The organism is Bradyrhizobium sp. USDA 4454 (assembly GCF_054822705.1).
In genome coordinates this window covers 6,182,998-6,208,577 of sequence record NZ_JBTRCN010000001.1, presented here as the reverse complement: position 1 = coordinate 6,208,577, position 25,580 = coordinate 6,182,998, and the positions used below count along the sequence as shown (strand labels likewise).

General features: G+C 62.1%; 24 protein-coding genes, 2 tRNA genes and 1 pseudogene. 9 read left to right on the top strand and 18 right to left on the bottom strand.

Annotated elements, in window-relative coordinates:
• Positions 1-223: 223 nt before the first annotated feature.
• Positions 224-469 carry a DUF2188 domain-containing protein gene (locus ACVIW0_RS28830; RefSeq protein ID WP_016840968.1) on the bottom strand — a complete coding sequence of 82 codons (246 nt, stop codon included), beginning with the start codon at positions 467-469 and terminating at the stop codon, positions 224-226.
• 176 nt (positions 470-645) lie between these two features.
• On the opposite strand from ACVIW0_RS28830, the gene ACVIW0_RS28825 reads away from it, so the two are divergent.
• Together ACVIW0_RS28825 and ACVIW0_RS28820 are read left to right on the top strand one after the other, a co-directional pair.
• Entirely contained in the window at positions 646-912 is a 267-nt protein-coding gene (locus tag ACVIW0_RS28825) for a DUF2277 domain-containing protein (RefSeq protein ID WP_461355433.1), read from the top strand.
• 110 nt (positions 913-1,022) lie between these two features.
• Positions 1,023-1,250, top strand: a complete 228-nt coding sequence (locus ACVIW0_RS28820) for a hypothetical protein (protein ID WP_461355432.1) — start codon at positions 1,023-1,025, stop codon at positions 1,248-1,250.
• 56 nt (positions 1,251-1,306) lie between these two features.
• On the opposite strand, the gene ACVIW0_RS28815 is transcribed toward ACVIW0_RS28820, so the two are convergent.
• Entirely contained in the window at positions 1,307-1,849 is a 543-nt protein-coding gene (locus tag ACVIW0_RS28815) for a collagen-like protein (protein WP_461355431.1), read from the bottom strand.
• A gap of 124 nt (positions 1,850-1,973) precedes the next feature.
• Between ACVIW0_RS28815 and ACVIW0_RS28810 the strand changes: the two genes are divergently transcribed.
• Entirely contained in the window at positions 1,974-2,291 is a 318-nt protein-coding gene (locus ACVIW0_RS28810) for a hypothetical protein (RefSeq protein WP_461355430.1), read from the top strand.
• 187 nt (positions 2,292-2,478) lie between these two features.
• On the opposite strand, the gene ACVIW0_RS28805 is transcribed toward ACVIW0_RS28810, so the two are convergent.
• Both ACVIW0_RS28805 and ACVIW0_RS28800 read right to left on the bottom strand, forming a co-directional pair.
• Complete coding sequence (locus tag ACVIW0_RS28805; RefSeq protein ID WP_016840962.1) at positions 2,479-2,739, bottom strand: helix-turn-helix domain-containing protein; 261 nt, start codon at positions 2,737-2,739, stop codon at positions 2,479-2,481.
• A 169-nt stretch (positions 2,740-2,908) separates the two neighbouring features.
• A complete protein-coding gene (locus ACVIW0_RS28800; protein ID WP_461355429.1) occupies positions 2,909-3,676 on the bottom strand; it encodes an SDR family NAD(P)-dependent oxidoreductase in 768 nt (255 codons plus the stop codon).
• 123 nt (positions 3,677-3,799) lie between these two features.
• Between ACVIW0_RS28800 and ACVIW0_RS28795 the strand changes: the two genes are divergently transcribed.
• Entirely contained in the window at positions 3,800-4,273 is a 474-nt protein-coding gene (locus ACVIW0_RS28795; RefSeq protein ID WP_461355428.1) for a hypothetical protein, read from the top strand.
• Between the two features lie 102 nt (positions 4,274-4,375).
• Here ACVIW0_RS28795 and ACVIW0_RS28790 read toward each other — a convergent pair whose 3' ends face one another.
• On the bottom strand, positions 4,376-4,630 hold the full coding sequence (locus ACVIW0_RS28790) for a hypothetical protein (protein ID WP_461355427.1): 255 nt from the start codon (positions 4,628-4,630) through the stop codon (positions 4,376-4,378).
• Positions 4,631-4,885: 255 nt separating this feature from the next.
• Here ACVIW0_RS28790 and ACVIW0_RS28785 point away from each other — a divergent pair, with 255 nt between their 5' ends.
• Positions 4,886-5,326, top strand: coding sequence for a hypothetical protein (locus tag ACVIW0_RS28785; RefSeq protein ID WP_461355426.1), 441 nt, complete (start codon positions 4,886-4,888; stop codon positions 5,324-5,326).
• Positions 5,327-5,845: 519 nt separating this feature from the next.
• On the opposite strand, the gene ACVIW0_RS28780 is transcribed toward ACVIW0_RS28785, so the two are convergent.
• The 4 genes from ACVIW0_RS28780 to ACVIW0_RS28765 are packed head-to-tail and all read right to left on the bottom strand — an operon-like array spanning position 5,846 to position 9,350.
• Positions 5,846-6,427, bottom strand: a complete 582-nt coding sequence (locus tag ACVIW0_RS28780; protein WP_461355425.1) for a GDP-mannose pyrophosphatase — start codon at positions 6,425-6,427, stop codon at positions 5,846-5,848.
• Positions 6,428-6,447: 20 nt separating this feature from the next.
• Entirely contained in the window at positions 6,448-6,891 is a 444-nt protein-coding gene (locus tag ACVIW0_RS28775) for a GNAT family acetyltransferase (protein ID WP_461355424.1), read from the bottom strand.
• A gap of 14 nt (positions 6,892-6,905) precedes the next feature.
• Positions 6,906-8,333, bottom strand: a complete 1,428-nt coding sequence (locus ACVIW0_RS28770) for an FAD-binding oxidoreductase (protein ID WP_461355423.1) — start codon at positions 8,331-8,333, stop codon at positions 6,906-6,908.
• 30 nt (positions 8,334-8,363) lie between these two features.
• Positions 8,364-9,350 (bottom strand): L-threonylcarbamoyladenylate synthase, encoded by a 987-nt coding sequence (locus ACVIW0_RS28765; RefSeq protein ID WP_461355422.1) that lies wholly within the window; start codon positions 9,348-9,350, stop codon positions 8,364-8,366.
• 79 nt (positions 9,351-9,429) lie between these two features.
• On the opposite strand from ACVIW0_RS28765, the gene ACVIW0_RS28760 reads away from it, so the two are divergent.
• Positions 9,430-9,506 (top strand) — tRNA-Pro (locus ACVIW0_RS28760).
• Between the two features lie 43 nt (positions 9,507-9,549).
• On the opposite strand, the gene ACVIW0_RS28755 is transcribed toward ACVIW0_RS28760, so the two are convergent.
• Together ACVIW0_RS28755 and ACVIW0_RS28750 are read right to left on the bottom strand one after the other, a co-directional pair.
• Entirely contained in the window at positions 9,550-10,161 is a 612-nt protein-coding gene (locus ACVIW0_RS28755; RefSeq protein ID WP_461357451.1) for a tyrosine-type recombinase/integrase, read from the bottom strand.
• A 31-nt stretch (positions 10,162-10,192) separates the two neighbouring features.
• Positions 10,193-10,474, bottom strand: coding sequence for a hypothetical protein (locus ACVIW0_RS28750; protein ID WP_461355421.1), 282 nt, complete (start codon positions 10,472-10,474; stop codon positions 10,193-10,195).
• A gap of 1,375 nt (positions 10,475-11,849) precedes the next feature.
• Here ACVIW0_RS28750 and ACVIW0_RS28745 point away from each other — a divergent pair.
• Positions 11,850-12,684, top strand: a pseudogene (locus tag ACVIW0_RS28745) (DUF1194 domain-containing protein).
• Between the two features lie 1,263 nt (positions 12,685-13,947).
• A complete protein-coding gene (locus tag ACVIW0_RS28740; RefSeq protein ID WP_461355420.1) occupies positions 13,948-14,352 on the top strand; it encodes an ATP-binding protein in 405 nt (134 codons plus the stop codon).
• A 776-nt stretch (positions 14,353-15,128) separates the two neighbouring features.
• Here the strand turns inward: ACVIW0_RS28740 and ACVIW0_RS28735 are convergent.
• The 3 genes from ACVIW0_RS28735 to ACVIW0_RS28725 all read right to left on the bottom strand — a co-directional run bounded on the left by ACVIW0_RS28735 (position 15,129) and on the right by ACVIW0_RS28725 (position 17,245).
• Positions 15,129-15,197 (bottom strand) — tRNA-Ser (locus ACVIW0_RS28735).
• A 252-nt stretch (positions 15,198-15,449) separates the two neighbouring features.
• Entirely contained in the window at positions 15,450-16,478 is a 1,029-nt protein-coding gene (locus tag ACVIW0_RS28730) for a hypothetical protein (RefSeq protein WP_461355419.1), read from the bottom strand.
• Between the two features lie 56 nt (positions 16,479-16,534).
• The gene (locus ACVIW0_RS28725) at positions 16,535-17,245 is read right to left on the bottom strand and encodes a hypothetical protein (RefSeq protein WP_461355418.1); all 711 of its coding nucleotides are present in this window, start codon (positions 17,243-17,245) and stop codon (positions 16,535-16,537) included.
• Between the two features lie 229 nt (positions 17,246-17,474).
• Between ACVIW0_RS28725 and ACVIW0_RS28720 the strand changes: the two genes are divergently transcribed.
• Complete coding sequence (locus ACVIW0_RS28720) at positions 17,475-18,170, top strand: hypothetical protein (protein WP_461355417.1); 696 nt, start codon at positions 17,475-17,477, stop codon at positions 18,168-18,170.
• Between the two features lie 86 nt (positions 18,171-18,256).
• Here ACVIW0_RS28720 and ACVIW0_RS28715 read toward each other — a convergent pair whose 3' ends face one another.
• The 4 genes from ACVIW0_RS28715 to tssF form a co-directional block, all read right to left on the bottom strand.
• Positions 18,257-19,843 carry a methyltransferase regulatory domain-containing protein gene (locus ACVIW0_RS28715; protein WP_461355416.1) on the bottom strand — a complete coding sequence of 529 codons (1,587 nt, stop codon included), beginning with the start codon at positions 19,841-19,843 and terminating at the stop codon, positions 18,257-18,259.
• Positions 19,844-19,848: 5 nt separating this feature from the next.
• Positions 19,849-22,485 carry a type VI secretion system ATPase TssH gene (tssH, locus tag ACVIW0_RS28710; protein ID WP_461355415.1) on the bottom strand — a complete coding sequence of 879 codons (2,637 nt, stop codon included), beginning with the start codon at positions 22,483-22,485 and terminating at the stop codon, positions 19,849-19,851.
• 98 nt (positions 22,486-22,583) lie between these two features.
• Positions 22,584-23,648, bottom strand: a complete 1,065-nt coding sequence (tssG, locus tag ACVIW0_RS28705) for a type VI secretion system baseplate subunit TssG (RefSeq protein ID WP_461357450.1) — start codon at positions 23,646-23,648, stop codon at positions 22,584-22,586.
• Positions 23,612-25,579 (bottom strand): type VI secretion system baseplate subunit TssF, encoded by a 1,968-nt coding sequence (gene tssF, locus ACVIW0_RS28700; protein ID WP_461355414.1) that lies wholly within the window; start codon positions 25,577-25,579, stop codon positions 23,612-23,614. Before tssF ends, tssG begins: the two co-directional genes overlap by 37 nt.
• Position 25,580 lies beyond the last annotated feature (1 nt).

The following is a 25,580-nucleotide window of genomic DNA, read 5'->3' as shown; positions in this document are numbered from 1 at the left end:
TCCGCTCTGGGTCCAAAAGCCGCCCCCAGCGGCCAGACTGGGCGACTTCTGCTTTTTGGTCGCAAGCCGAAGTTTATAAGTACACGACCTAGGTTGAGCTTGAGCAGCGTCGAAAGTTCACCTCTCCTTTGGGAGAGCTCGATTTGCGAGAGGGGTGACGGTCTATCGAGAGCGCAAGAGCCCTCGTCTGCGCCGGGCCAATTCAACTCAATCTCATCGCGCTTCAGCGCCCGTCCTCGACCTCGGTCTCCGGGCGGTCGTTGCCCGAGGCGGTTTCGGTCAGCCATTTGCCGTCCGAGGTCTCGTACTGGATCGCCTCGGTGCGCCCGGGAACACGCTGCTCGTTGGCGGCGCGCCGGGCGGCAGCGAGCGCCGCGGCATGGGTTGGAAACGGTTCCGAGAACACCCCGTTGACGGTATAGGCCCAGCCGCCATCGTGCTGGACCACCTTGTAGATCACGTGGCTCATCCGGAACCTCGCTTCCGTCGTGAACGATGAGGCTGCCAGAATAGACCACGATGTCGTATTTTGCAGCAGCCGATCGTCCTCGAGCATGATCCGGAAAAGTGGAGGCCGGTTTGCCGAGAAGATCATGCTCAGACATCGAGACAGACGCCCCGCTGCCGCGGGCGAGGGAGACCTATATGTGCCGTAATATCAAGACGCTGTTCAACTTCGAGCCGCCTGCCACCGAGGACGAGATCCACGCCTCGGCGCTGCAATACGTGCGCAAACTGAGTGGCTTCAACAAGCCGTCGCAGTCCAATGAGGCGGCCTTCAATCTTGCCGTGACCGAGGTCTCCGACGCCGCGCGCAAGCTGCTGATCTCGTTGCAGACCACCGCGCCCGCGCGCGCCCGCGAGATCGAGGCGGAGAAGGCGAGGGAGCGTTCGCGGCTGCGGTTCGGCTGAGGCCCAAGAAAGATACAAGAGGCGAAGTCCAGGATAAACCGTGACGCAGGTCACGGTACCGCGTCGCCCGTCCGGGCAACATGGTCGTTCAGCCGACCTGGAGCCGCGCCATGAAGCCTGCCGTCCTGCTTCCATTCTGTTCGATTGCGTTCGCCATACTCTGGACTTGCGGCATGCTGTGGTCGAGCGGCACGATCGACGTTGCCAATATCATCATCCTGTCGGCCTGCGGCGCGTTCGGCGGCGTCGCCTGGTACTACGCGATGCCCTGGGTGTTCCAGTTGATGCAGCTCGCCCGGCCGTCCGATCCTCCGACCACGCCGGGCGCAGAGCGCTGAGCTGCGCGCACGACACGAATTTCGCTGGCCGTGTCATCGCGCGAGAACAAGAAGGATTACTTCTTATCCTTCTTGCGGTGCTTCTTCTTTTTCTTGCGATCGCCGTCTTCGTCGTCTTCATCGGCGAAGTCGACCGCGTCGACGTCGAGCGCAATCGCCTCCGCAGCCGCGCGCTCGGCGCGCTCCGCGGCTTCTCGTTCGGCGAGCTCGGCCGCTTCACGCTCCCTGGTGCGCTTGTAGTCTTCCCAGGCGTCGAAGATCATGTGTAGCCACGGCATCACCTGCTCGATCGACGGCAACTGGCCGGGCGGGCCGGCTTCACCGCGCGGCCCGGCCGGACCTTGCGGTCCCTGCGGACCGGCTTCGCCGCGCGGACCCTGCGCGCCTGGCTTGCCCTGCGCGCCCGGCTTGCCCTGAGGGCCTGCCTTGCCTTGCGCGCCCGCCTTGCCCTGCGGCCCCGGCTTGCCGCGCGGACCTTCCGGCCCCGGCCGCCCCGGATGTCCCTGCGGACCAGGCTTTCCCGGCTCGCCCTGACGGCCCTGCGGTCCCGGTGCCCCTCGTGCCCCCCGGCGGGAAGTTGTCTCGTCAGCCACTGACATGCTCCGTCGCGATGTGAAGCCGCTTGTAACAGAGGTTGGACGACGGCTTCAATTCTGCCTGACGGCACCGATGCGAGCGATCAACAGTCATAATTCGATGGGCATTGTGACGATGGAGGACGCATTGCGGGTTCTTGACGGCAGCTATGGCGACGGACCGCAAGCGCTCGACATCGTCGTGACGCGACACGATGTGCTCGAAGAAGCGAGCTTTTGCAGCAGCGGCGCGCTCGAGCTCTATGAGCAGTTGTTTTCCGCGCGCGAGCGCGACAGCACCGACGACATCGTGCGCTGGCTGTTGTCGGATGATGTCGGCGAGCCGAGGCGACAATTCAGCGCCGGTTGCTGCGAGATGTCCCGTCGTCTAGAACCGCGCCGCTTCATCCTGCGTGCTGCGGCGGATCGCGGCAACCGACGTGCATTTGGCACGCTGTCGCGGTGACGATGACTGCACGTGGTTGTCGCGCCGGCGATGTCTTGCGATCGACCCGCCGATCCAGGACATGATCTGCAAAACTGCGCAACGGTCGTCCTCCGCGGCAAGCGCAAAGCGTTGCGCGGAGACCATTCCCAAACAAGACGCTAAAGCGCGATGATGATCCGACCCGACCTCATCACGCTTTAGTGCGCTACGCCGCGGCGTGCTCGCTCAAAGGCACGTCGATGCCGTCGGCCGAATATTCGCGGATCTTGTTCCGCAAGGTGCGGACCGACAGGCCGAGCACGCGCGCGGCGCGGGTGCGATTGCCGTCGCAGCGCGCGAGCGTTTGCAGCACAAGTTCCCGCTCGACTTCATCGACGGTCGCGCCGATCAGCAATGGAACGATTTCATTTGGAGCCAGCGACGGCAGCAGTGCTTCCGGCGACGGTACGGTGGACGCGTATGACATGAACTCCTCCCGATCAACGCCCGCTTCGTCGATGAAGCGTAGACATCGAGAACCAACTACCCCGTAGATCCACGGTGTGCCGGTTTGGTTAACAAGACCTTAACGCGCCGCTAACTCCCTGCCTTGTAAGCAAAATACCCAGAAATCGCCACGATTGCGGTTCCATCGTTCACAATGTCCGGTAGCCGCCATCGACCATCACGATCGATCCCGAGACATAGGCCGAGAGATCCGAGGCGAGGAAGATCGCAGGCCCGACGATGTCTTCTGGCTTGCCGGGGCGGCCGAGCGGGGTGTGGTCCATGAAGGCCTTGACGAGGTCCGGATTGGTGGCGCGCACCTTTTCGTTCAACGGGGTCTCGATGAAGCCGGGGCCGATCGCATTGACGCGCACGCCGTCCTTGCCGAGCTCGGCCGCCAGCGCCTTGGTGAAGCCGAGCACGCCGTGCTTGGAGGCGGTGTAGGCCGGCGAGCTCGGGGTGCGCAGATGCACAAAGGACTGGATCGAACCGATATTGACGATGCGCCCCTTGTTCTGACGCAGGGCTGCGAGGAAGGAATGCGTCACGTTGAAGACGCCGGTGAGATTGATCGAGATGATGTCTTCCCAATCCTTGATCACGGCTTCCTCGGCGCCGAGCATGCCGTTGCGGCGCGCGATGCCGGCATTGTTGACCAGGATCGAGACCGGCCCGACCTTGGCGGCGACCTGCTTGGCGATCGCGACGCAGGCGCCGCGATCGGTCACGTCGAGCGCGAAGCTGTCCGCCTTGCCGCCGGCGCCCCTGATCTCCTTGGCCGATTCCGCCGCCGCATCGCCGTTCATGTCGAGCAGCACCACGCGCGCGCCCTCGCGGCCGTAGCCCAGTGCGATGGCGCGCCCGATGCCGGAGCCCGCACCCGTGATGACGGCGATGTGATTGTCGAGAAGGGCCATGGTGTTTCCTCGTTCTGATTGTTGATGTTGTCGACAGCACTATTCAAAACTGCGCCAAGCGAAACGCCAAGCCGTGTTTGCGCGTTGCTGTCATCCGGATTCGGATGACAGCACGGACCGATCATGGACCCGCAGATCAGACAATGGAAAGTTGCGATCGCGCGGTTCTGCGCTGCGCCGGATCCTGATTATCGCGAGATCGCCAAATTGGTCGCCGAGATCGCCGCGACCGAGATCGACGAGACGCTGCGGCATGCGGCCGCACAGGTGCTGCCGATCCTGCGCCAAGCGGCGCAGAAATCGGCCGACCGCCGCACCAGATCGATGGCGCTGCGTCGTCTCGGCATCGTTGCCGACGCGCTGCACATGCTGTCGGTGCCGCGGTTCGGCCGGCGCGGCTTGACGCCGAAGCCGCTGACGGAGGACGAGCGCCACCGGCAATTGCTCGGCCTGCCGTTCGGCCGCCATCTCGCAGCGACCGAAATCCACCAGGCATTCAAGCGCGCCGCCAAGACGGTGCATCCCGATCGCGGCGGCAACGGCGCGGCGTTCCTCGAACTTGCCGCCGCGCGCGACGCCCTGATCAAGCACCACTGATGCATCAAGCATCACTGAGCGCGATCGCGTAACGCCCGACAGCACAAGGGCGGACGACGCGTTGTTGCCGCGTGCCCGCCCGCGCGCGTGATCGGCGATCGCTCAGAACGAGCAGGTGCCGTTGTTCAGGAGACCGGTCTTGTAGCTGAAGGCGGCGTCGAAGGTCGGCAGCTCTTCGCTGACGACGGCGAAGTTCGCGGGCCATGGCGTGGTCGGGATGCCCTGGTCCCAGATCTGGCAGAAGCCGGTGTCCTGCCAGCGGATCAGATGATACGGGTTGGCGCTGGCGGGGCTTGCCGCGGCAAGCACGGACACGGTGGCAGCAATGGTGGCGCAGGCAATCGCAAGACGACGCATGGGAAATCTCCGCTTTGAATGTGTGAATGCTCCGCGGGGCAATCCTGGAGCTCAGGGGCCGATCGCCCCGGACATGCAGTGAGTGTTGCAACCCCGGGAACAGGTTCAACGCCGGTACTGTGTCAAATTGCGCCGGATCGTGTGCTTGCTACAGTCGGCGCGTTGCGATTCGTGGCTGCGTCGCGCCGCGAGCCGATCGACGCGAGTGAGCCGCTGTGAGCCAATCGCTGTGAGTAAACCTTGGGGAGACCGCACATGAAACTTTCATCCACCCTTCGCGCCGGGCTGGTCGCGCTGATGGCGTTCACCGGACTTGCGTTCTCTTCGGCGGCCCGCGCCGACAGCGGCTTCGTGACGCTCACGATCTACAAGGCCGGCTGGATCATCGGCGGTTCCGGCGGCGGCGGCGTGCTGACGTTTCGCGGTCGCTCCTACCGGCTGTCCACCGGCGGTCTCGATTACGGCCTGGTGTTCGGCGGCTCCAAGACCGTGCTGCGCGGCCGCGTCAGCAACATCAATCGTCCGTCCGATGTTGCCGGCGTCTACGGCGCAGCGGGCGCGGGACTTGCCCTCGGTCGCGGCGCCCGCGCGATCGTGCTCACCAATCAGAAGGGCGCGGTGCTCGAGCTGACCGGCCACCAGGTCGGCCTGATGGCCAACGCCGATCTGAGCGGACTTGCGATCACGATGCAGTAGGGCATTCAGTGTGTTCAACCTATCCCCGTCAACCTGAGAGATGCGAATGTATTCAGCGTCGTCCTGGCGAAAGCCAGGACCCATTACCCCAACCGCTTGCGGTTGTGCGACGCTGGGGCCACTATCGCACTCTCAATCGAACTCGGTGGTTATGGGTCCCCTGGCTTTCGCCAGGACGACAGCGTGGGGACCGCTCGCCACAAATTCTCAGACCGTCATCCTGAGGAGCCGCGAAGTGGCGTCTCGAAGGATGCACGGCCCGGCTGGTGGCCGATTCATCCTTCGAGGCTCGCCAAAGAGGCTCGCACCTCAGATGACGGGGCTTAGCGCAGGCGCGCGCCGTGAGACTTCTGAATATTAGAAGCGTATCCCTGAGTTGCCCGACGTGTCAAGTCAAGCGCTGGGCACCGCCGGCTCCTTTGCATGGGGTTGTTTTCGACATTTTGGTTAGCGGACGCCTGCGGGAGGCAGGCTATCAGCCTGATCGCGCGTCCGGGCACAAGCCGAGGGCGGCGGTGCTTACCTGAACAGATACAGCGCGGCGTATTGCAGCAGCATGATGGTCTTGGCGTCGACGATGCGGCCGTCGCTGATCATGGCGAGCGCGTCGTCGATCGCAAGCTCCAGCACCTCGATGTCCTCGCCCTCGTCGGCGAGCCCGCCGCCGTCAGCGATGCGCATCGCGGCGTCGTATTCGGCGACGAAGAAATGCAGCTTCTCGGTCACCGCGCCCGGCGTCATGAAGGCTTCGAACACCTTGCGCACGTGGTCGAGCCGGTAGCCGATCTCTTCTTCCGCCTCGGCGCGGATGCGTGCTTCGGGCTCGGCGTCATCGAGCATGCCGGCGGCGGCCTCGATCAGCAGGTCGTCATAGCCGTTGGCGAACGCGGGGTATCGGAACTGGCGCGCCAGCACCACGCTGCGGGCCTTCAGATTGTACGGCAACAGCACCGCGCCATTGCCGCGGTCGTAGACCTCGCGTACCTGGGTCTGCCACTCGCCATTGCTGCGGCGATAGTCGAACGTGGTGCTGGTGAGCAGGTAACGGGCCTTGGAGAGGACGCGGACGTCCTTGACGCGAACGCGGTCGGCGATGCTCATGCGTTACCCTTGAACTCCCCTTACGGTGTCGCCTCGCGGCCGTCGAGCCATTTCGCCAGCATGACCGAGGTCGATTCCTCATAGCCGAGCGTTTGGTAGAATGCGCTGGCCTTGGCGTTCTCCCGCCGCACCAGCAACTGCAGCTTCGGCACGCCGGCCGCACGCAGCCAATTCTCGACCGCTTCCATCATGGTGCGGCCGAGGCCCTTGCCCTGGCGGCTGGGGTCGACCGCGACGTAATAGACCCAGCCGCGATGGCCGTCATGACCGACCATCGCGGTCGCGACGATCGCGCCGGCATCGCGGCCGACCAGCACGGCCGAATTCTGTCCGCGCCGCGCCAGCGCGATATCGGAGGCGGGATCGTTCCATGGCCGCGTCAGGCCGCAGGCCTGCCACAGCGCGATGACGTCGGCGACGTCCGTATCGGTGATCTCTGCAATGGCGAGGATGGCGGAGGGCATTGTCGCTTGCACGATCACAGCACCTTGCCCGGGTTCATGATGCCGAGCGGATCGAGCATCGCCTTGATCTGCCGCATCAGCTCGATGGCGACCTTGTCCTTGACGTCGGGCAGCTCGTCGCGCTTGAGCACGCCGATGCCGTGCTCGGCCGAGATCGAGCCGCCCATCCGCAGCACGATCTCGAACACGACGGCGTTGACGTCGTGCCAGCGCGCCAGGAAGTCGGCCGCGTTGGCGCCGACCGGCTGGCTGACATTGTAGTGGATGTTGCCGTCGCCGAGATGGCCGAACGGCACCGGCCGCGCGCCCGGGATCAGCTTCACGACCGCCGCATTGGCCTCCGCGATGAAGGCCGGTACGGCCGCGACCGGCACCGAGATGTCGTGCTTGATCGAGCCGCCCTCCGGCTTCTGCGCCGCCGACATCTCGTCGCGCAGTTTCCAGAACGCCTGGCGCTGGCTCAGATTGGCGGCGATGACGGCGTCATCGACGATGCCGTCCTCCATGCCCTGGGCCAGGATCGCCTCCAGCGTGTCGCGGGCGTCGTCGCGCGACGACGACAATTCCATCAGCACGAACCAGGGGTGCTTGCTGGTCAAGGGATCGCGGATATCGATGCCGTGGCGGATCGAGAAATCGACGGCGATGTCGGCGAGCAGCTCGAAGCTCGTCAGCGCACCTGCGGCCTGATTGCGCGAGATCGACAGCAGCTTGAGCGCCGCCGCCGGCGAGGCCAGGCCGACATAGGCGGTCTCGACGGCACGCGGCCGCGGAAACAGTTTCAGCGTCGCCGCGGTGATGATGCCGAGCGTGCCCTCGGCGCCGATGAACAGGTTGCGCAGATCGTAACCGGTATTGTCCTTCTTCAGCTTCGACAGCGCGTTCAGCACGCGGCCGTCGGCCAGCACGACTTCGACCCCGAGCGCCATTTCGCGCGCCACGCCATAGGCGAGCGCGCCGGTGCCGCCGGCATTGGTCGAGAGATTGCCGCCGATGGTGCAGCTGCCTTCGGCGCCGAGCGACAGCGGAAACAGCCGGTCGACGTCGGCGGCCTTCTGCTGGGCGATCTGCAGCACCACGCCGGCCTCGCAGGTCATGGTGTTGGATTCGACGTCGATGTCGCGGATCTTGTCGAGCCGGCGCAGCGACACCACGACCTCGCCATTGTGCGGCGTCTGGCCGCCGACTAGGCCGGTGTTGCCGCCCTGCGGCACCAGCGCGATCCTGTGCTCGCTCGCAAGCTTGCAGATATCAGCGACTTCGGCGGTCGAGCCCGGGCGCAGCACCAGCGGCGAGCGGCCGTGAAACAGGTCGCGCTCCTCGGTGACGTAGGGCTCGATGTCCGCGGCGTCGGTCACCGCATATTTTTCGCCGACGATGGCGCGGAATTTTGCAAGCAATTCGGGTGGAAGCGGCGGCACCGCGGACTGGACGATGTTCATTTTTTCTTGGTCTTTCACGTGGGTCGGGATTTACCGCCCAACCGCTGCGCGGCGCAGCCGGTCATTGATGGCTTCGCCCAGCCCGTCCTCGGGAATGGGCGTCACTGCAATAGCATCCGCGTTTCTCTTGTCGAGCGTGCGAAGATAGCCGAACAGATTTGCGGCGGCTTCGGCGAGATCGCCGCGCTCGGACAGGTTCATCTCCACCGAGGCGCATTCGCGCCGTGCCACCTTGGCCGGTCCGAACGTCAGCAAGGCTTCGCCGACATGGACATCGCTGGCATTGAGCCGGACCGGGGTTCGCGGCGCATAATGCGAGGCGAGCATGCCGGGGGCGACCGGCTGGGCGTCGCTCTCGGCGTCCTGCGGCGGCGACTGCAGGGGATGGCCGAGCACGCGCTCGATCTCGGCGCGCGTCAATCCGCCCGGCCGCAGCAGCACCGGATCGGAGAAGCAGCCGACGATGGTGGATTCGACGCCGACCTCGACCGGGCCGCCGTCGACGATCAAATCGATCCGGCCGTCGAGATCGCCGTTCACATGCTCGGCGGTGGTCGGCGAGACATGGCCGGACAGATTGGCCGATGGCGCTACCACGGCACCACCGAAGGCCTTGATGATGTCGCGCGCCACCTTGTGGGCCGGAATGCGGATGGCGACCGTATCGAGCCCTGCGGTCGCGAGTTCCGCGACCGGGCACGACAGCGCCTTCGGCAGCACCAGGGTCAGCGGACCCGGCCAGAACGCGTCCGCCAGCCGCAAAGCCTCCCCGTTGAACAGGGCGATCCGGCGCGCGGCGCCGAGATCGGCGACATGGGCAATCAGCGGATTGAAGGCCGGCCGGCCCTTGGCTTGGTAGAGCCGGGCGATTGCAGACGCGTTGCCGGCGTCGGCGCCGAGGCCGTAGACCGTCTCGGTCGGAAACGCGACCAGGCCGCCCTCGGCCAGCACACCGGCGGCGGTGGCCGTGGCGGCGGCGCCGGCAGGCAGAATGTGCGTTTTCAGGCCTGTATCCACTGTGACTAGATTCCTCAATTGGGTGCCTTGTCGTCCCTTGCAGTCCCCGAAACCCGACGCTATAAGCCCGGCTCTTAGTCGGAGTGTGGCTCAGCCCGGTAGAGCACTGCGTTCGGGACGCAGGGGTCGCAGGTTCGAATCCTGCCACTCCGACCAGATTTCCTTAGGTTTTTTCTTCTCATCGGTGGCTGTTCCCAAGTCAACCACCGATTTGACCAGCGAAACATACCGCGCTTTCTGGCCAATGGCTGCCGCGGCCCCATGCAAATGATCGGGATGGTGATGGCCATAGGTTTCCTGCAGGACCCTCCGCCGACATGCCGAGGAACCCGGCTGCCTCCCAAGTCGGCACGCCGCGCTGCATCAACCAGGTCGCTGCCGTGTGGCGCAACGTGTGCGGAGTGACTTTCCCGGGTAACCTGGCCAGATCCACGGCAGATTTGAAGCCTTTCTTGACGGAAGCGACCGGCTTGCCATTGAACTCGACGAAGCAGGTGTTGATCAGCTTCCGGTCTTGCCAACGACGCAAATGAGCCAATAGCCGGGTGGGAGCGGGGCTGGCGTCTGACGCTTCTTGGTGGCTCGCTTCCCGATCGGCCTTCGGTAGAAGATACCACGCTCGAGATCGACGTACGAGTGTCCAAGCTCGGGGTAAGGCGATGCCGCCGCGATTGCCCCGGCCCTGGTGCCGGTGTAGAGGCCGATCAGGATAAATCTGGCCACGTGTCGCAGCGCCCGGCGGTCTATCCGGACCGGGTCGCCCTCTGAGCTGCCGGCATGGACGGTCTGCTTTTCGCGATAGCGCCAACATTGCCAAATCAGGGCCGCCGCCTCGCTGCGTGTCAGCCATCGGTCGCGTGCCTCACCTTTTGCCGGGAGGGAAACGCGACCGTGCCCCGGTGAAAGCCCTCTTTTGCATGATGGTTGATCGCGGCACGAAAAGTCTCGAGGTCACGACGCGCGCCGCCCCGGCTGCCGCGATGTTTAACGTAACCGGCACAGGTTTGCGCGTCGACTGCTGCCAGCTTCTTGCCGCCCCAGAAATCGTTGAGCCGATCGATCCTCGCTTCAATTTCAAACTGATCACCGGGCTCACCGATATCGGTCAGATAGATCGACAGCACGTCGGCGCAAATCGATGTCGTCGATATCTCGTCGGCTGCGCTCCGGTTGGTATTTTTGCGCTATGTAGTTTGCTAGCGCTTGCTCTGCTTTCTGCGGAGGCTTTGTTTCAGACGCGCTCGCAATGCATCCTGTGGCGATATGCCGGTCGCCGTCTTTGATAATCCAAACGGACTGGGCGACGAGGTCGCCTCCGCGATACCGTGCTTTGCGTCTGTAGAGCCGGGCTCCTTTGCTTGGACGCGGCATAATTCCCTCATTCTCTCTATATGAGAGAGTGTCGTGTAATCCTTGCCTGCAATGCGCTCGATGACGAGCCTTCCGCGAGAACTCTCTCTGCGCAACCCGGGGGCGGTCATCGAACCATCGGGAAATGCCACGGCCGCTGCTACAGAAAGCCGAAGCGGATCGTGAAGGCCGATGCTCTCGGGGCGATTTGACGCGTCGATCATATTAGCGAAATCGTGATCTGCGAAGCACTAAAGATGATTGGGTTTTCAGCGAACGACTTCGGCGCGTTCTATTCGTCCGAAGGCGGGCTCATTGTGAAGTTCCGTGCGGGTACGAGGATGAAGGGGAGCCAGGGTGACGCTGATCATGGATAAGAACTCTGCTTAGCGCAGCCGCTTTTAGAAATCGTTCGAGGTCCGAACGGCTCGTCAGTGCCCATTGGCACATACAATCAAGCCGCGGACGATCGTTCAATTGTGATGAGCTGCTGTTTGGGCTGGCATGGTCGGGCGCGGAGAATAACCAGAGCAAGCGCGCCAACGACATCATAGGTGCGGATATCGATCACTTTTGCGATATGCCTCATAGCGCTTGGGCTGCGTCAAACTTGCCCACGTCAGACTTCCTCACATTCGAGTGCTCGATAGCCGGGGCCTGGGTACGGTTGCCTAGTTCGCAAGCAACGACGGGTATTTTGTCGTGCATGGCTTTGAGATAGTTCGACCTGTTTCATCAATCCTTGCAAGCGGTAAACCGGGTGGGCGTTTCGTGATGCTGCGCTCCTGACTAAGCTGCTTGAGCCCGTCATTGGAAGGTCGGAGATAGGACTCCCGAGCACGCTTCAGTGCCATGGAAGGAAGCCAGCATCATATGAACAGAGATGATAATTCCGGCGGTTGGTGTCAGGTCGGTCGATTGCCATCACAGATGAGCCCGACCGGTCGCTTGACGGGTGGCGAGAGGCGGGGTGGGATTCATAGCCGAGCCAACACCAAGCATTTCAGACGTCGACATATCCGGGCGTGTGATTGCCCCTTGGCTGAATTGTTTGGGATGCGGCTCGGGCAGCCGTCTGCTCGGGATCCGCGTGGCGAATTTGAACCGCTCTGCCATTCATGGCACATTCTGCCGATATCGGAGGTTACGATGCGCTGGATGATGTCAATCGGAGCCGTGCTCGTTGCCGGAGCTCTCTCGGCAGGCGCGGCTGCCCCGCGCTATCTTAGCCTTCAAGGGAGCGATGGAAAGGGACGCGTCCTCATCGGTGGACCTCGAGCTTGTTATTGCCGTTGATGTTTCTTATTCGATGGATTTGGACGAATTGGCCGTTCAGCGCGATGGATATGCCGAGGCGATCTGCTCGAAGGAATTCCTTCAAGCCCTTAAACAGGGGCCGATCGGCAAGATAGCCATCACCTACTTTGAGTGGTCGTCATCGAGCGACCAGAAAGCTATTTTTCCTTGGCGAGTAATTGATGGGCCAGAATCCGCGTATGCAGTCGCGGACGAAATTATGAAAGCCCCACTGCACCGCGGTTCACGCACATCAATCTCTGGTGCGATCAATTTTGCCGTCCCTCTATTCGACCTCAACACGTACATGGGGTTGCGACGCGTGATCGACATTTCTGGCGATGGCCCCAATAACAATGGTGCGACGGTCACAAGTGCACGCAATGCCGCACTTGAGAAAGGCATCGTCATCAACCGCCTTCCAATCATGATCAAGGAGCCGTCGACGAACGCAATGGATATCAACAATCTCGATTGGTACTACGAAGATTGCGTGATTGGAGGGCCGGGTTCGTTTGTGGTTTCGATCAAGGCGCGAGACGAGATGAAAGAGGCTATTCGAACCAAGTTGGTCTTTGAAGTAGCGGGTCGGATGCCAAAACGGCTCGTTGTTCCGGTGATAGAGGACGAGCCGCGTGTACCTAGTTGGATTGGAGAGAAAATTTGGCAAGACCGTTGGGGGCGATAGATCGGTGCCGAGCCCGGTCCGTTACCGCGTAGTCGTAGCCTGATTAATGCCACTTAGGGAGAGGTGATGGGCTGCGAGCCTGCCGAAGCAAGGCGCCGCCCGACCAACTGTTCGATTTTGCTGGACTAAGCATTAGTTCAGTGGAAACAGGAGATGAAGCAGATTGGATGGCCGCGATTGCGCTTTTTGCGGAATTTCGGCCCACTTGCCGTGCCTCATTGCAGCTTTCTGATCAAGTGGGTTCGTCGCTTGGGCGCGCAGCCAGATTCCACACATGCCAGCGCAACAGTCTGTCACGCTTTGTGCATCGGCTGCTCCGGTCAGCTCGATTGATCATAATTAATCCGGCACCAAATAATCTGGCGTGATGGCTTGGCCATCCGCCTGACCTGAATATCTTCTAGGCCAGGTTTGCGGTTCGCGATCCAGACGGCTGGGAGATCACGGAAGAGGGACGGCGATTCCTCTCCGCCCTTCAAACGGCGGCTTCCGTTCAAAGGTCGCCACTTCGCTCGGTCGCCGATCCGCCCACGAGCGAACCTGCCCTAATGAATGTGACGAAGATGTCTGATTGTCCTCGTCGAGACAGGCGCGGAGGGCCCCGGCGCGGCCGCGGGAAGGGTCGATCCGGTCGACGTACAGCTTGAAAGGGCATGGCTAGCTTTCCGGTTAGTAGAAGCATTCTCACGCCGAATCGATCTTTGCGCGGACCTTGCAGGCCTCGCCGAGCTAAGCCGATCCCCTCATGGCGTCTGTTGCAGTTGCAGATCACAAGGCGCGACGCGCCGTTGTTCAGCCGAAAACGCGGATCGCGATCGCATTGGCCTGCCGGCGATACGTTCGCCGATTCGTCCGTTGTGTCCTGTTCGTCGATCGATAGACCGCACCAATGCGCCGCAGATCAGGGATAATTGACGGAACAGGACGAAGCTGGTCGCAATGTGCAGCGGCCTCGCACATTGAGGTTCCTGTTGCGGTCTGTCCGGCTCCTGAGGTCCATCCGTAAACCACCGGATGTAGTTATCGGTAGTCGTCGTCAAAGTTGCTGGTCCCGTGCGGTCGTCTCCGCACGCGCCCTCGTTACCCATCTGCACCGCGTCGCGGCATTGGCCTTCGACCCATTGCGCAAAAGATTAGTTTATAATTGAGTCGCTCGCCGGAGGCACTCGCCCGCAGGCCCCGCCGTCATTGCATGCCGGCGTCGCTATCACTGTCCCGCGTTCGGGTGCCTTGTTAACCGGTCTCGCGACTGCAGTCGCCTCGGTGCCCGCGGGCATTGCATGCCCGCGTCGCTATCACTGCCCTCCGCGGATAAGAGGCGAACAGGTTCAGCTCCAGCAAGTGATGGTGAATTTGATTACGAACGCAATTGACTCCATGGCCACGAAGAATGGGGAGCGAGTCCTATCCATAAGGTCTGAAGTCCATCACTCCAGATACGTGATGGTATCGGTAGAAGACACGGGGGAAGGTCTAGAGCCCAGCGGCGCCGTGGATCGGATATTCAACCCGATGTTCACGACCAAAACGGACGGCATGGGCATGGGGCTGTCAATCTGCCGGTCGATCATTGAGGCGCATGAAGGGCAAGTATGGGTGACCGCCGATAAGGGCCGCGGCGCCATTTTTCACTTCACGGTGCCGGTAGACTCGGAGAGCCGATCCTAAATGGCCGCCTGAGTCCGACTTTGGCCCGAGGCCGCCCTTTGCTCAGAAAGCCGCGATGTCCGCTTCCGGGAGGCAAGCCGACCAAGGTCAAGTGGGGCCACCGCGGTCGGCTTTTGGCCATAGCGGGCATCAGATGGGACCAGTTTCACGTCCACTTACAGAGGTTGTGCGGACGAGGGAAGGGAGACAGCCACTAACCCAACCGAGGTTGGGTTTGGAAGTATAGGTCGCCTAGGCCGTATCCTGCGAGCGCTGCCCCGCCCGGATCGGCTCGCCTCGTCGAGAGTGAGCCAGCCGGACGTCTACCAGCACCTGCTCGTCGTCCTACTGAACTCCCACCAGCAGGCCCGTCCGCTGGGCAGCTGGTTCCGTGGTGTGGTTGGTTTGCGTACGGAAAAGCTCAGCTAGCTCAGCCCCTTGCGCCTTTAGCCACGCCTTGAATAAGGTAATGCAAGTCCGTCGTGTGTGGGGAAAGGCGGTAGCGTCCCCCGCTACCATTCGCCGTCTTGCTGGATTGGCGGGTCGGTAATGCTCAACGAAAATTTTGGACTGATGCCGCGTCCGCCCCAGCACTTCCCTTCAGTTTAGAAGCTGACTGGCCGCGAGCCTCTGGGAGCGAGCGACAAAAGACGCCCGGTCCGCTCACCGTCTCGGAAGCGATCTGTTGACATCGTCGGATAGCCTGCGCACGAACGAAAAGTGGACGTATCTGGTGCGGTTTCTGGTGCGGTGGTCGTTCTGCGGGCAACGAGGGCCCAGTAAGATATTGATCTCATTGGTGGGCCCGGCAGAACTCGAACCTGCCACCAGACCGTTATGAGCGTTCCTTAGGTGCCCATCAACCCGCGAGTTCGAATGCTCGACAGGTTTAACGCTCGTCGGATCACTGATAAGGTTGGCTGCAAATCTTATCAATCGCCGGGATCCCACGCGCAATACGGGCAGAGATCGTACGGCGTAGACGCGGACGGATTTTTGCACCTCCACATTTGGCACGAAGCCGAATTTTCAGGCGGTTCGCCTCTCGTCGCCCAATAACCTAACGGCGACATTCGACGCCTGGAGTGATCTCCAGGTTCCGTCATGGTCTTCGGATGCTAGCCGGGGAAGTCGCGGAACTCCTTGACCAGATTGAACGGAATTTTCCACCCGGCGCCTCCCCTGCGCATCAGCATCTTGATGTCTTCCGCCCTGTCTTCTTTTCTGGTTTTTGGATCAATCTCCAGGGTGTGGCCTTCACTGTCCCAGGGCTTGGTCGCGCTCTTCGAGTAGTAGCCGAGAAAATGCCCGGCTTCATGGGCAGACGTGTTGGGCCCGCGTTGCGAGCTGATGAAGGCAAGGTCCAGCGATCGAGCAAACGAGCCGTTGGGAAAGCCGTCATTGGACTTAAGCTTATCGACGCAGAAAATGGTGAGATGGGCGCCCGGCACTTTGTGTTTGACAAAGAAGCTCTTCAGTTTTTCGACCTCGATCACATCGGGAAAGGTCGCCAGGCTCGCATCCTTCATGCCTGTGGCATTGGCGAGCTCCTGTTTGACAGCAGCCTGCGAGTCGTCGATGACGAGCCAGTCGCTTGGCACCCGCTCGAATCGGATGTTGGCCTGCGGCCTCCATATGTTGTTCATCGTCAGCAACTCATCTTGCTCGTTGCAGGGCTTCTTGGCGTGAAACGCCGGAGCGTCACCGCTCCCCGGAACCATGACGTTGCGGAATGCCACCTTGATGGTGATTTCTCGCAGCACGGCGACATGGAGCTTGGCTTCGATCTTCCGGCCAGCCGACCAAGCCAGCACTTCCAGGCCGGGAAAGCCAATCGGCTTGATCCGGCCATTGATTTCGAAGAAGCGCGCATCGCCATTGAAGGTGGCGGGAAGTGACGCCGCCCTGAGCTGGGGATCGATATCGGGTGCGGAGAAGGTTTCTCTAGCTTGCATGAGGCGTCTAAGGGTGTCGGCGCCATCGATCTCCTTGATTCCGAGAGCATGGGGGTTGGGATCGACTTTGAGCCGTCTTCCGGGATCGATCAGCGCCACGATGTTGGAGCCGCCGAACGGCACCACCATGCCCGGCGGGCTGCGGCGCTCATCGATGCCGGAGCGGCGGAAAACCTCTTGAAAGGCGGCCATGTCTTGTTCTCCAAGGCCATGAGTTCGCGGCTACCTGGATCCGGATATTGAGACCGTTAGCGTACGCCTTTCGGCTTGGAGCCGAGCAGATCGTGCGTCCCGCTGACGCTTAACGTCCCCGAGCACTCGAATCCTCCAAAGATTCCGCAAGACCCGGTGACGGTAACGCGCAGGTCCTTGCGCTGATACAGGTCGACCGAAACGCCAAATCGCGAAAAATCATTCGTGCTGTTCGGCAGGATGAGGTCGATGTGATCGATCGCCCAGCGCGGCAAATGAGGGTTGCTCTTCCAGAACAGTTCATTGATGGCATGGTGCCCGAAATTTGGTCCGACGGTGAGGGCGCCGTCTGCGCCCTCGAACACGAAGCCCGTCTCGTCGATGTGAACGTTGACGCGGTCGGGCGCTACTGCGAAATGTAGCGACGTGATGTCTTGCGGCTGCGGGTCCTTGCCGAACTGGGCACTATAGTCGTCGCTCCACTGCCCTCGGCCGCGGCCGAGCCCGAATCCGTGCCGGCCCGGAAGGTCTCGCGTCGAGAGCGGCCGATCGGATAGCTTTGGGCGCCAGATCTCGCGAAATCCTTTGCCGATCGTGGCTGCCATCGACAGATCGAGCGCCCAATGCGACGGTTTCTCCGGGCTTTTGCCTTCGGCGAAGGCGTCGAATCCATCTGACGTCTTGGCAATGCGCAGCGTCTTGATCAGGTCTTCCCAGTTCTTCGGCAGGAACGTGACACCGTCGAGGGTGCTGGTCGCGGCCGCCACGCCATATTTCTCGAGCTGGCGTCGGATGTAGGGCTTTTCGTCGTAGAGTCTGACGTCCGGATTCGGACCCGCGAAATATTTCGACAGATCGATCTGTGGTCGGAGCATGGTTAGCCGCGCAGCGATCTTCCGGTAGGTGTCGGTCGTGGTGGGATTGGTGGTCGTCACGGGGCGCCTCCGGGTGTAAAACCTGCCTTCGATTGGTCTGATCCGGGCAGGGGCGGGTTCAATGAACCTCCTGACTGGAAACGCCGACCACCATCCGTGGAGCAGTCTCAAGAGCAAGGACGATCCGATGTCACTCCGGAGCAGGGTGCTGGATGTACTCAACGGCTCGGCGGTCGGACGCATTCGTTTCCGTTTTCCGATCCGGGGCAGCCACGTGACGATTGCGCCGCAAACGTTCCACCACGTCGCACGCGCGATCCGGTTGGGACAGGTCAGCGTGAGAGTTCCGACGGACCTCGCGGCAGGTGTTGCGGCCCAATATAACGATGTCGCGCGAACGCGGGCGGATGGCACGGTCGTCGCGGCAAATACTTTGGAAGTGGTGTCGGCGACGGGGCGCCTTGACGAAGCCTATATCGTCCACGAGGCCTTGCATGCGGCTTACGACCTGCTGCGCACCGGCCTTGACGGGAATGCGGAGGAGGCGTCCGCTTATGTCTGCACTGCGCTCTACTGCCGCATGACGGGTCTGCCGCGACCCCGCTGGGCGAATGGCCCGATCTACGCCAATGCCGCGGAGGTCGCCCGGACGTTGCTGTCGCAATATCAGAAGGGCGATCCCGGCATTCCCTGGGTCGGCGAGCATGAATGGCGGATGCTGCGCGCCGGTGTGGGCCTTAGTGCGGTCTATGCCAGTGGACCCGGCGGCATTTTCACCGGTTGGCTCCTCGGCCAGCAATATACCCACGATGGCTGACGCGACGGGGGCATGCCCGTGCCACAAAACTCCGCTGGCGGCTATCTGCCGGCTCGTGCTTGCCGAGGTCGACGCCGATGAAAGCGTCAGGCAACCAGCAAGCCCAGTTTGCCGACCGTTGCGAGCGAACGATCAACGCCTTGTCGGGTTGAGAGCAGCAGCGGCTCGGCAGGCCGCCCGGCATCATCCATTTGCTTGACTTCGATAGCCGGCCCGAATGTTTCGGTCATTTCGGCGGCAATCTGCTCGAGCGTCCGGGAGCCGTCGAGCAACTGCAGGAAGTGGCGCGTCCGATCGTCGTCCAACTGCACGGTCTGGTGGAGCAAATTGGTGACCAACGATCCTGTCTGCGCCTGTCTGCGGGCGAGCAAGCTCGCCTGCGGGCGATCCGTGACTTCTTTCACGAGAAAGGGCCGTGATTTCAGAAAGGAGATCTCGCCGCTGCAAGCCAGGATATACAGCGCTTCCGTCAATAGCCGTTGGTCATCGCCTGTTTGCCGGCCCTCCAGCAGCGTCCGGGCACCATCGAGCAGTTCACTGAATGAGAGTGCGCGCGGCCAGGCCCGGCCGAGACAAAGATGGGCAGCCTTCAACAGTGAATTGGAAACCGTAACCCGGCTGCCGTTCTGATTCTCGTACTCCATCCTGGAATCATCGGTCAGGCAGAAGTCAGGTCGGAGTGGGCTGGTGCTGCTGAGCAGATAGAACTGCGTGACGAAGTCGAGCGCGACCGTGCGGTTAAGGGCGATGCTTTCGTGGCAAAATAGAGTGCGCCGAAAACCATTGCCGTCGATGAAGTCCTGGTACTGATCGCGCGCCATGAACTCGCTTTCCGGGAAGCCCTGTAGCGTGGCGCGGACCTCCTCGGAGTAGCCGGCCAGGTAACGCCGCGAGAAATCGGCGTCGCTCAGATACTGCAGGCCGTGTCGGCCAGCATCTTCGACGACTTCATGCAACAGGAAGGCCGTCGCGCCCTGGTCAAGATCGTCGTGAAACAGCAATTCGTCAGGGGCCTTGAGGACGCGGTTGCACTGGTCGCGCATGACCGCGCCGTGCACCGTATCGGACTTCGATCCCTCGCTGAGAAATTTCAAGATCGCGCGCGCTTGTCCCACTTTCTCCTTCATCCCGCTGATGCGCCGCGTGTGGTAGCGCATCATGTCGCGGACCATGTCGCGAAGATGCGAGAACGGGTGCGCGTTGTAGCTGACGTAGCAGATCCCCTGCGGGGCCAAATTCTGCTTGAAGATCGTCAGCATCTTCTCGCGCACGCTCGGCGGCACCCACGAATATACGCCGTGCGCGATGATGTAGTCGAACTGGCCGAAGCTCGGGTCGACATCCATGATGTCGCAATGCAGAAGCCTGATGTTGGTCAGCCCCAACGCGGCGATGTTTCGCCGGCCGCGCTCGATCGTAACGCTACTGAGGTCGATGCCGATGAACTCGCTGTCTCGATATTGGAAAGCCATCGGCAGCAGGTTGCCACCGACACCGCACCCGAGCTCAAGCACCCGGCAGCGCTCGACAGCGGCCGGGCGCATGCCGTAGACAGTCCCGATCGTCGCGAGGTGGTTTGGATGCGTGAGTCCGTAGACATGGCCGGGATAGTACACCTCGTCGTAAGGCGTGGTGCCGGTGGTCGGCTGGCCGTGCTCGGTCTGGATGTTCATCGCAATCAATTCCACGAATAAGCAAACTTGTCGTTCAGAACCGAAACGTGGGTCTGCTTGACTTCCTCCTTGGCGAGAGACTTTCTGAGGAATTCACGTGAGAGTTCGGGCAGCAGCGTGTTGGTAATGATATTGTCGATCATACGTCCGCCGGAATCCGGGTCGTTGCAACGGGATACGATATGCTCCACGACAGCATCATCGTAGCCAAAGGCGGCGTTGTGATTGTCGCGCAGGCGCTGTCCGATCCGGTTGAGCTGCAACCTGACAATGCCGGCCAGCATCTCGTCCGATAGCGGAAAGTAGGGGATCGAAACGATGCGCCCGAGCAGGGCCGCGGGGAATACTTTCAGCAATTCCGGCCGTAGCAGCTTGGCGAGTTCTTCCGGCTCATTGCGATACTTCGGATCGCGAGCCAGGCCCATGATGAGGTCGGTGCCGACGTTGGTGGTCAGAATGATCAAGGTGTTCTTGAAGTCGATTCTTCGGCCGTTGCCGTCCTCCATGACCCCTTTGTCGAACACTTGGAAAAAGATCTCATGGACGTCGGGATGGGCCTTTTCCACCTCGTCCAGCAGGATGACGCTGTAGGGCTTGCGCCGGACCGCTTCCGTGAGGCGACCGCCTTCACCATAGCCGACGTAGCCCGGAGGCGCACCCTTCAGGGTCGAGACCGTATGCGCCTCCTGAAACTCGGACATATTGATCGTGATCATGTTCTGCTCGCCGCCGTAAAGAGTTTCGGCAAGCGCCAAGGCAGTTTCCGTCTTGCCCACTCCGGACGGCCCGGCCAGCATGAATACGCCGATCGGCTTCGACGGGTTGTCCAGCTTGGCCCGGCTGGTTTCGATTCTCTTGGCGATCATCGTCAGGCCATGCGATTGGCCGACGACGCGGCGATTGAGAATTTCCGGCAGCTTCAGCACGGTTTCGATTTCGTCCCGCATCATTCTGCCGACCGGGATGCCGGTCCAGTCGGACACGACTGATGCCACCGACTGCTGATCGACGTGAGCATAGATCATCCGCTTTTCCGGATTGATGCTCTCGAGCGTCTCGAACTTGCCGCGCAGCTCGGCGCGCTTTGCCGCTGGATCTTGCTCACCCTTCTCGGACAAGATTTCGCGAATGCTACGGATGTCCTTGACGATCTCCTGCTCCTTGGCCCAATCGGCCTCGAGACTGGTCAGCTTGTCCTTGAGCGTTGCGATGTTGGCTTCGATCGCAGTGACGCGGTCGGTATTCTCGTCCCCGAGCTCGCCGTCGCTGACCAACGCTGTTCTTTCGGCCTCGCGTGCCGCGATGGCAACGCGCGCGTCCTCGATCAGAGCCGGCGTCGCGCTTTGGCTGATGGCCACGCGCGCCGAGGCCGTATCCAGCAGGCTGACCGCCTTATCCGGCAGCTGTCTCGACGGAATGTAGCGATGCGACAGGTTGACGGCGGTCACGATCGCGGCGTCCGAGATGCGGACGCCGTGGTGCTTTTCCATCGGACCGAGCAGCCCGCGCAGCATAATGCAGCAGGTCTCGACATCCGGCTCATCGACCTGGATCGGCTGGAAGCGCCGGGTCAGCGCGGGGTCCTTCTCGATGTACTGACGATACTCTGCCCACGTCGTGGCCGCGATCGTGCGCAGCGTGCCGCGGGCGAGGGGCGGTTTCAGTAGATTGGCCGCATCGCCGGTCCCAGCCGTGCCACCGGCTCCGATCAGGGTGTGGGCTTCGTCGATGAACAGGATAATGGGGGTAGGCGAGCTCTGGACCTCGTCGATCACGGAGCGGAGGCGCTGCTCGAACTCGCCCTTCATCGAGGCGCCGGCCTGCATCAGACCAATGTCGAGAGCACAGAGCCTGACGTTGCGCAACGGCGGCGGTACCTCACCGGCAGCAATGCGCTGCGCGAATCCTTCGACCACGGCGGTCTTGCCGACGCCGGCTTCGCCGGTGAGAATTGGATTGTTTTGCCGCCGGCGCATCAGCACGTCGATCAATTGGCGGATTTCGTCGTCTCGACCCAGGATCGGGTCCATGTCGCCCGACCTGGCCTTGGCCGTGATATCCTGGGAGAAGCGGTCGAGCGGCGTGGTACCCTTGGGACCTGCCCGGTCCGCGCCGTCGGTGCCGGCACCGGGCAAGCCGGAGCCGTCCATCGGACGCATGGTCTCCTCCTCGGAGCCGGCCCAGATGGCGCGGTGCTCCGCGGCCAATACGTCCACGTTTATCTTGGCGAATTCCTGCGAGATGTTATTGAGCGCCCGACGAAGATCGTTCGACTTCAAGCCCGCGACCAGCAGGTGGCCGGTGCGGATCTGTGTTTCGCCAAAGAAAAGCGTGGCGTAATGCCAGCCGCGGTCCAGGATGTCGATGACCGAGTTGGCGACGCCCGGCATGTCGGTCTCGTTCTTGCGGAAGCCGTTGATGACGCCGGCGAGGTCGGACAGCAGTCGCGCGCGGTCGAGCTTGTAGTGATCCACCGCCAGGCCGAGATCAGTCCTTTCCTGCTGCAGGATGTGAAACAGCCAGTGTGCGAGCTCGACGTTACGGTTACCGGCGCTCTTGGCGTGGCGAAGGGCCTGTATGAAAGCATCGTAGCCAGCGCGATTCAGCTTCCCGGTTACGGATTCAAGGCTGATGTCGGTCACGGTGCTGCCTCCTGGTCACTTCGCTCGGCGATGCCCGGCTCATCGTGGAAATCGGCTCGAATTCCATGATGTTAGGACAATCGGAGCGGTGCATAGGTTCAAAGCGGCGCGGCGTCAGTTGTGGCGCTGCGCCGAGCTCTCAGGCGCTCGGCGAGGTGAAAGCGCGCGTCCCGCCGATACTCCTCGGTGGAGGCCCAGTTGGGTGAGATCCAGCCGGTCCAGCCAAGGCGCCCGCTCTGTCCGAGCCTCATCGGGACGACCGCTCCTGCGGGAATGGCGAGTTCCACCTCCCACTCGAACTCGTCACCAGTATAGAAGTAGACGGCGTCGGCCAGGGGCTCTGACAGGTTGGGCACTTCGGTGGGCAGGAACTGTTGGTATTGCGCAAAATCCTTGACGTAAACCCGAACCCTGATCTTGTCTTCGACACTGAACACGCGCGAGCCCAGAAGTGCGTCGTGGCCAAGCCTCGCGTGCGCCGCGCCAAGGCGGCTGCAATGGCTGGCATCGAACGCCAGCCATGTGCCGACGAACTCGTCGATCTCGACCCTGACATCGAACAGGCCTTGCAGCAGCCGCTCCAGTCGCGACGCGGATTTCGCCTTGGGCGAAACCAGCCCGGCGAAGCTCAGCTTCGCCATGTCCGGCACGGTATCCCGATCGCCAAAAATGGCGGAGCCGAGGCCGGCGAAGGAGCCGACATAGGCGATGAAGCGGTCTTCCGATGGCCGATCATGCTGGGCGATCGGCCGTGCGTCGGCCCAGGCCCGAAAAAACAATTGGAGGAAGCGTCCATTAAGGAGGTCGAGAAAGCGCGGAAAGGCGTCGTCTCGCATTAACTGCCAGCCGACGCTCTCATCGGTGGTGGCCAGCGGCAGTGCTCCCTGCGGGCCGAGCAGACCGAGGAATTTGACCAGAATTCTGAGTCTGCCGTCCCGGTCGTCGACAGAGCTGAGATTGGACGCGGGAAACTCCAGATAGGGAGCCTGCCCGAGGTCGACGAATTCCTCGCGACGCGCAGCACTGTCGCCGATCCGCGGCCGGCCCGGATTGGATCGCTCGAGCTGGCGCAGGGTCTGGAAGAAATCGAACCGCCAGGGCTCGGCTTTCATCTGGTCGATCAGCGTCACAGCGGCCTCCTTGTGCCCATGCGCGCCGGCCAGCGCATGATCTCCCCGCGTTCCGGAGTCGAGATGACGGTCTGGGTGAAGGTGTTGAAGCCCGAATAGTCGGCGAAGAAGCGCTCCAGCACGGCCCCGAGCAGGAACGCGCCGCTGCCTTCGAACGCCTTCTCGTCGAGCGTGACGGTGATCTCGAGACCGCGCGCAGCACCACTGCCGGTACGCTCGCGGACCCGCCGAACCACAGGCCTGCTCTCGACGCTGCGCACGCCGCGAATCTTCCGCTCCGTCGCATCGTCGAACTGGTCGGCGAATAGCGACAGCATTTCGCGCAAGGCTCCGGCGTTCCTGCCGCCGCCCCGTTCGACAAGGCCGAGATAGTTCAGGCTCAGCATGTTGATCAGCCGCCAGCTGACGATGCCGCTATTGGCGATTTCGCTGCGGCTGCGCAACTGCGCCACCACCGGCTCGCGCGGCCGGGTGGGGCCGGCGATGCACATCAGCTCGAGCGAGGTGTCGTCCAGCAGACGGAAATCGGCTCCGCCCTGGCCGACCGGAAGATGCTCCGTGAGATGCCGGTTTGAGCACAACGCGCGGACACTTAGTTCAGCGGCGGATTTGTCGCCGCTCAGGTCGCCCGGCTCGAGCAGGGAAAGGAACATGTCCGTCCCGGTGTAGTCGGAGGCGGCGCCATATGTCTTCTCCTCCACGGTACGGCGCCGCGGCAGCCGACGAACGGTAAAGTAAAGCCCCTCGACCGACTGGGTTGTCCGGTCGACCGCGGCGGAGTACAGCGGACGAACGTGCCGCTTGTCCTTTTCTGCCGGAAAATGTGCGTAGACCTCCAGCACCTGATGGGGCTCGTATTCGAGATAACGGCTCCGGTCAGGCACCACGTGGTACTCGTGGGTATTCGATTTGACCGGGATGCGATCGCTCGTCTTCTCGAACAGGTTGATTGCCGGGGCGGTGTAGAGGCTGAAAGTCTCCGCCCGAACCGAGGCGGCAAGGCGCGAGTTGTGCTCATTGAATGCGAATACGATGTCGACCGACCTGCTGCGCAACCGCGGCATCACGGCGCGAAGTGCCGTCAGGTTGACGCCGAGGAACTTGCGCGGAAACACGAAGTATTCCCGCAGTAACTCCGAGCCGCGAAACACCCGGTTGTCGTTTGGAAACAGGGATTCGTTCTCGCTGAAGCCGACTTGCTGTACGCAGTCGTTCGGAGCCCTGATGACCACCGGATCGCCGAAATTGTCGAGATAACGAAAATAGATGCCGGCGCAGTTCGAAATCAGTTGCTCGTAGAGCGCGATGGCGTCGGATTCAGCGCCGGTCAGATAGATCGGCAGTTCGCTGGTGCGGCAACCGGCGAACCAGGTTTCCGGCTTGTTGCGAGCCGCCGCGTCCGCCGGCTCTTCGTCCAGCCGAGCGGCGATGCGATGGGTCAGGGAGAGCCTGAGGCCCGCGATAACCTCCCCGCCGACCGGAATTCCAAGCGCCTGCAATGCACCTGCCGTCGCGAAATATTCCGCGCCGGTGACGTCAAAGGGCCAAAGGACGATGTCGCGACAAAGCCGGAATCGGCAGGCAAGGCTTCGCTCCCTTTCGCGATAGGTCGCATCGAAATAGGCTCCCCGCGCAATCTTCCTGCCGTCGCGTAACGCCGGATCGGCATAGGGCGGCTCGGCCTTGACCAGCATGGCAGACGGAGTTGGCGCCAGATAATTCGGAACCAGCTGCTCGAGCAGGTTCGCCGTGAACTCTGGAAACTCGTGCTTGAGTTTGAGCTGAACGCGAGCGGCAAGGAACGCGGCGCCTTCCAGCAGGCCCGAAATCATCGGGTCGGATCGATCGCGGATCAGGCCACCCAAGCGCTCAGCGATGCCAGGATATTCCTCGGCGAAATCCTCCGCATGCTCGTAGAGCAGCGACAGTTCGCGGTTGTATAAGTCGAGAAACTCGCGATTCATG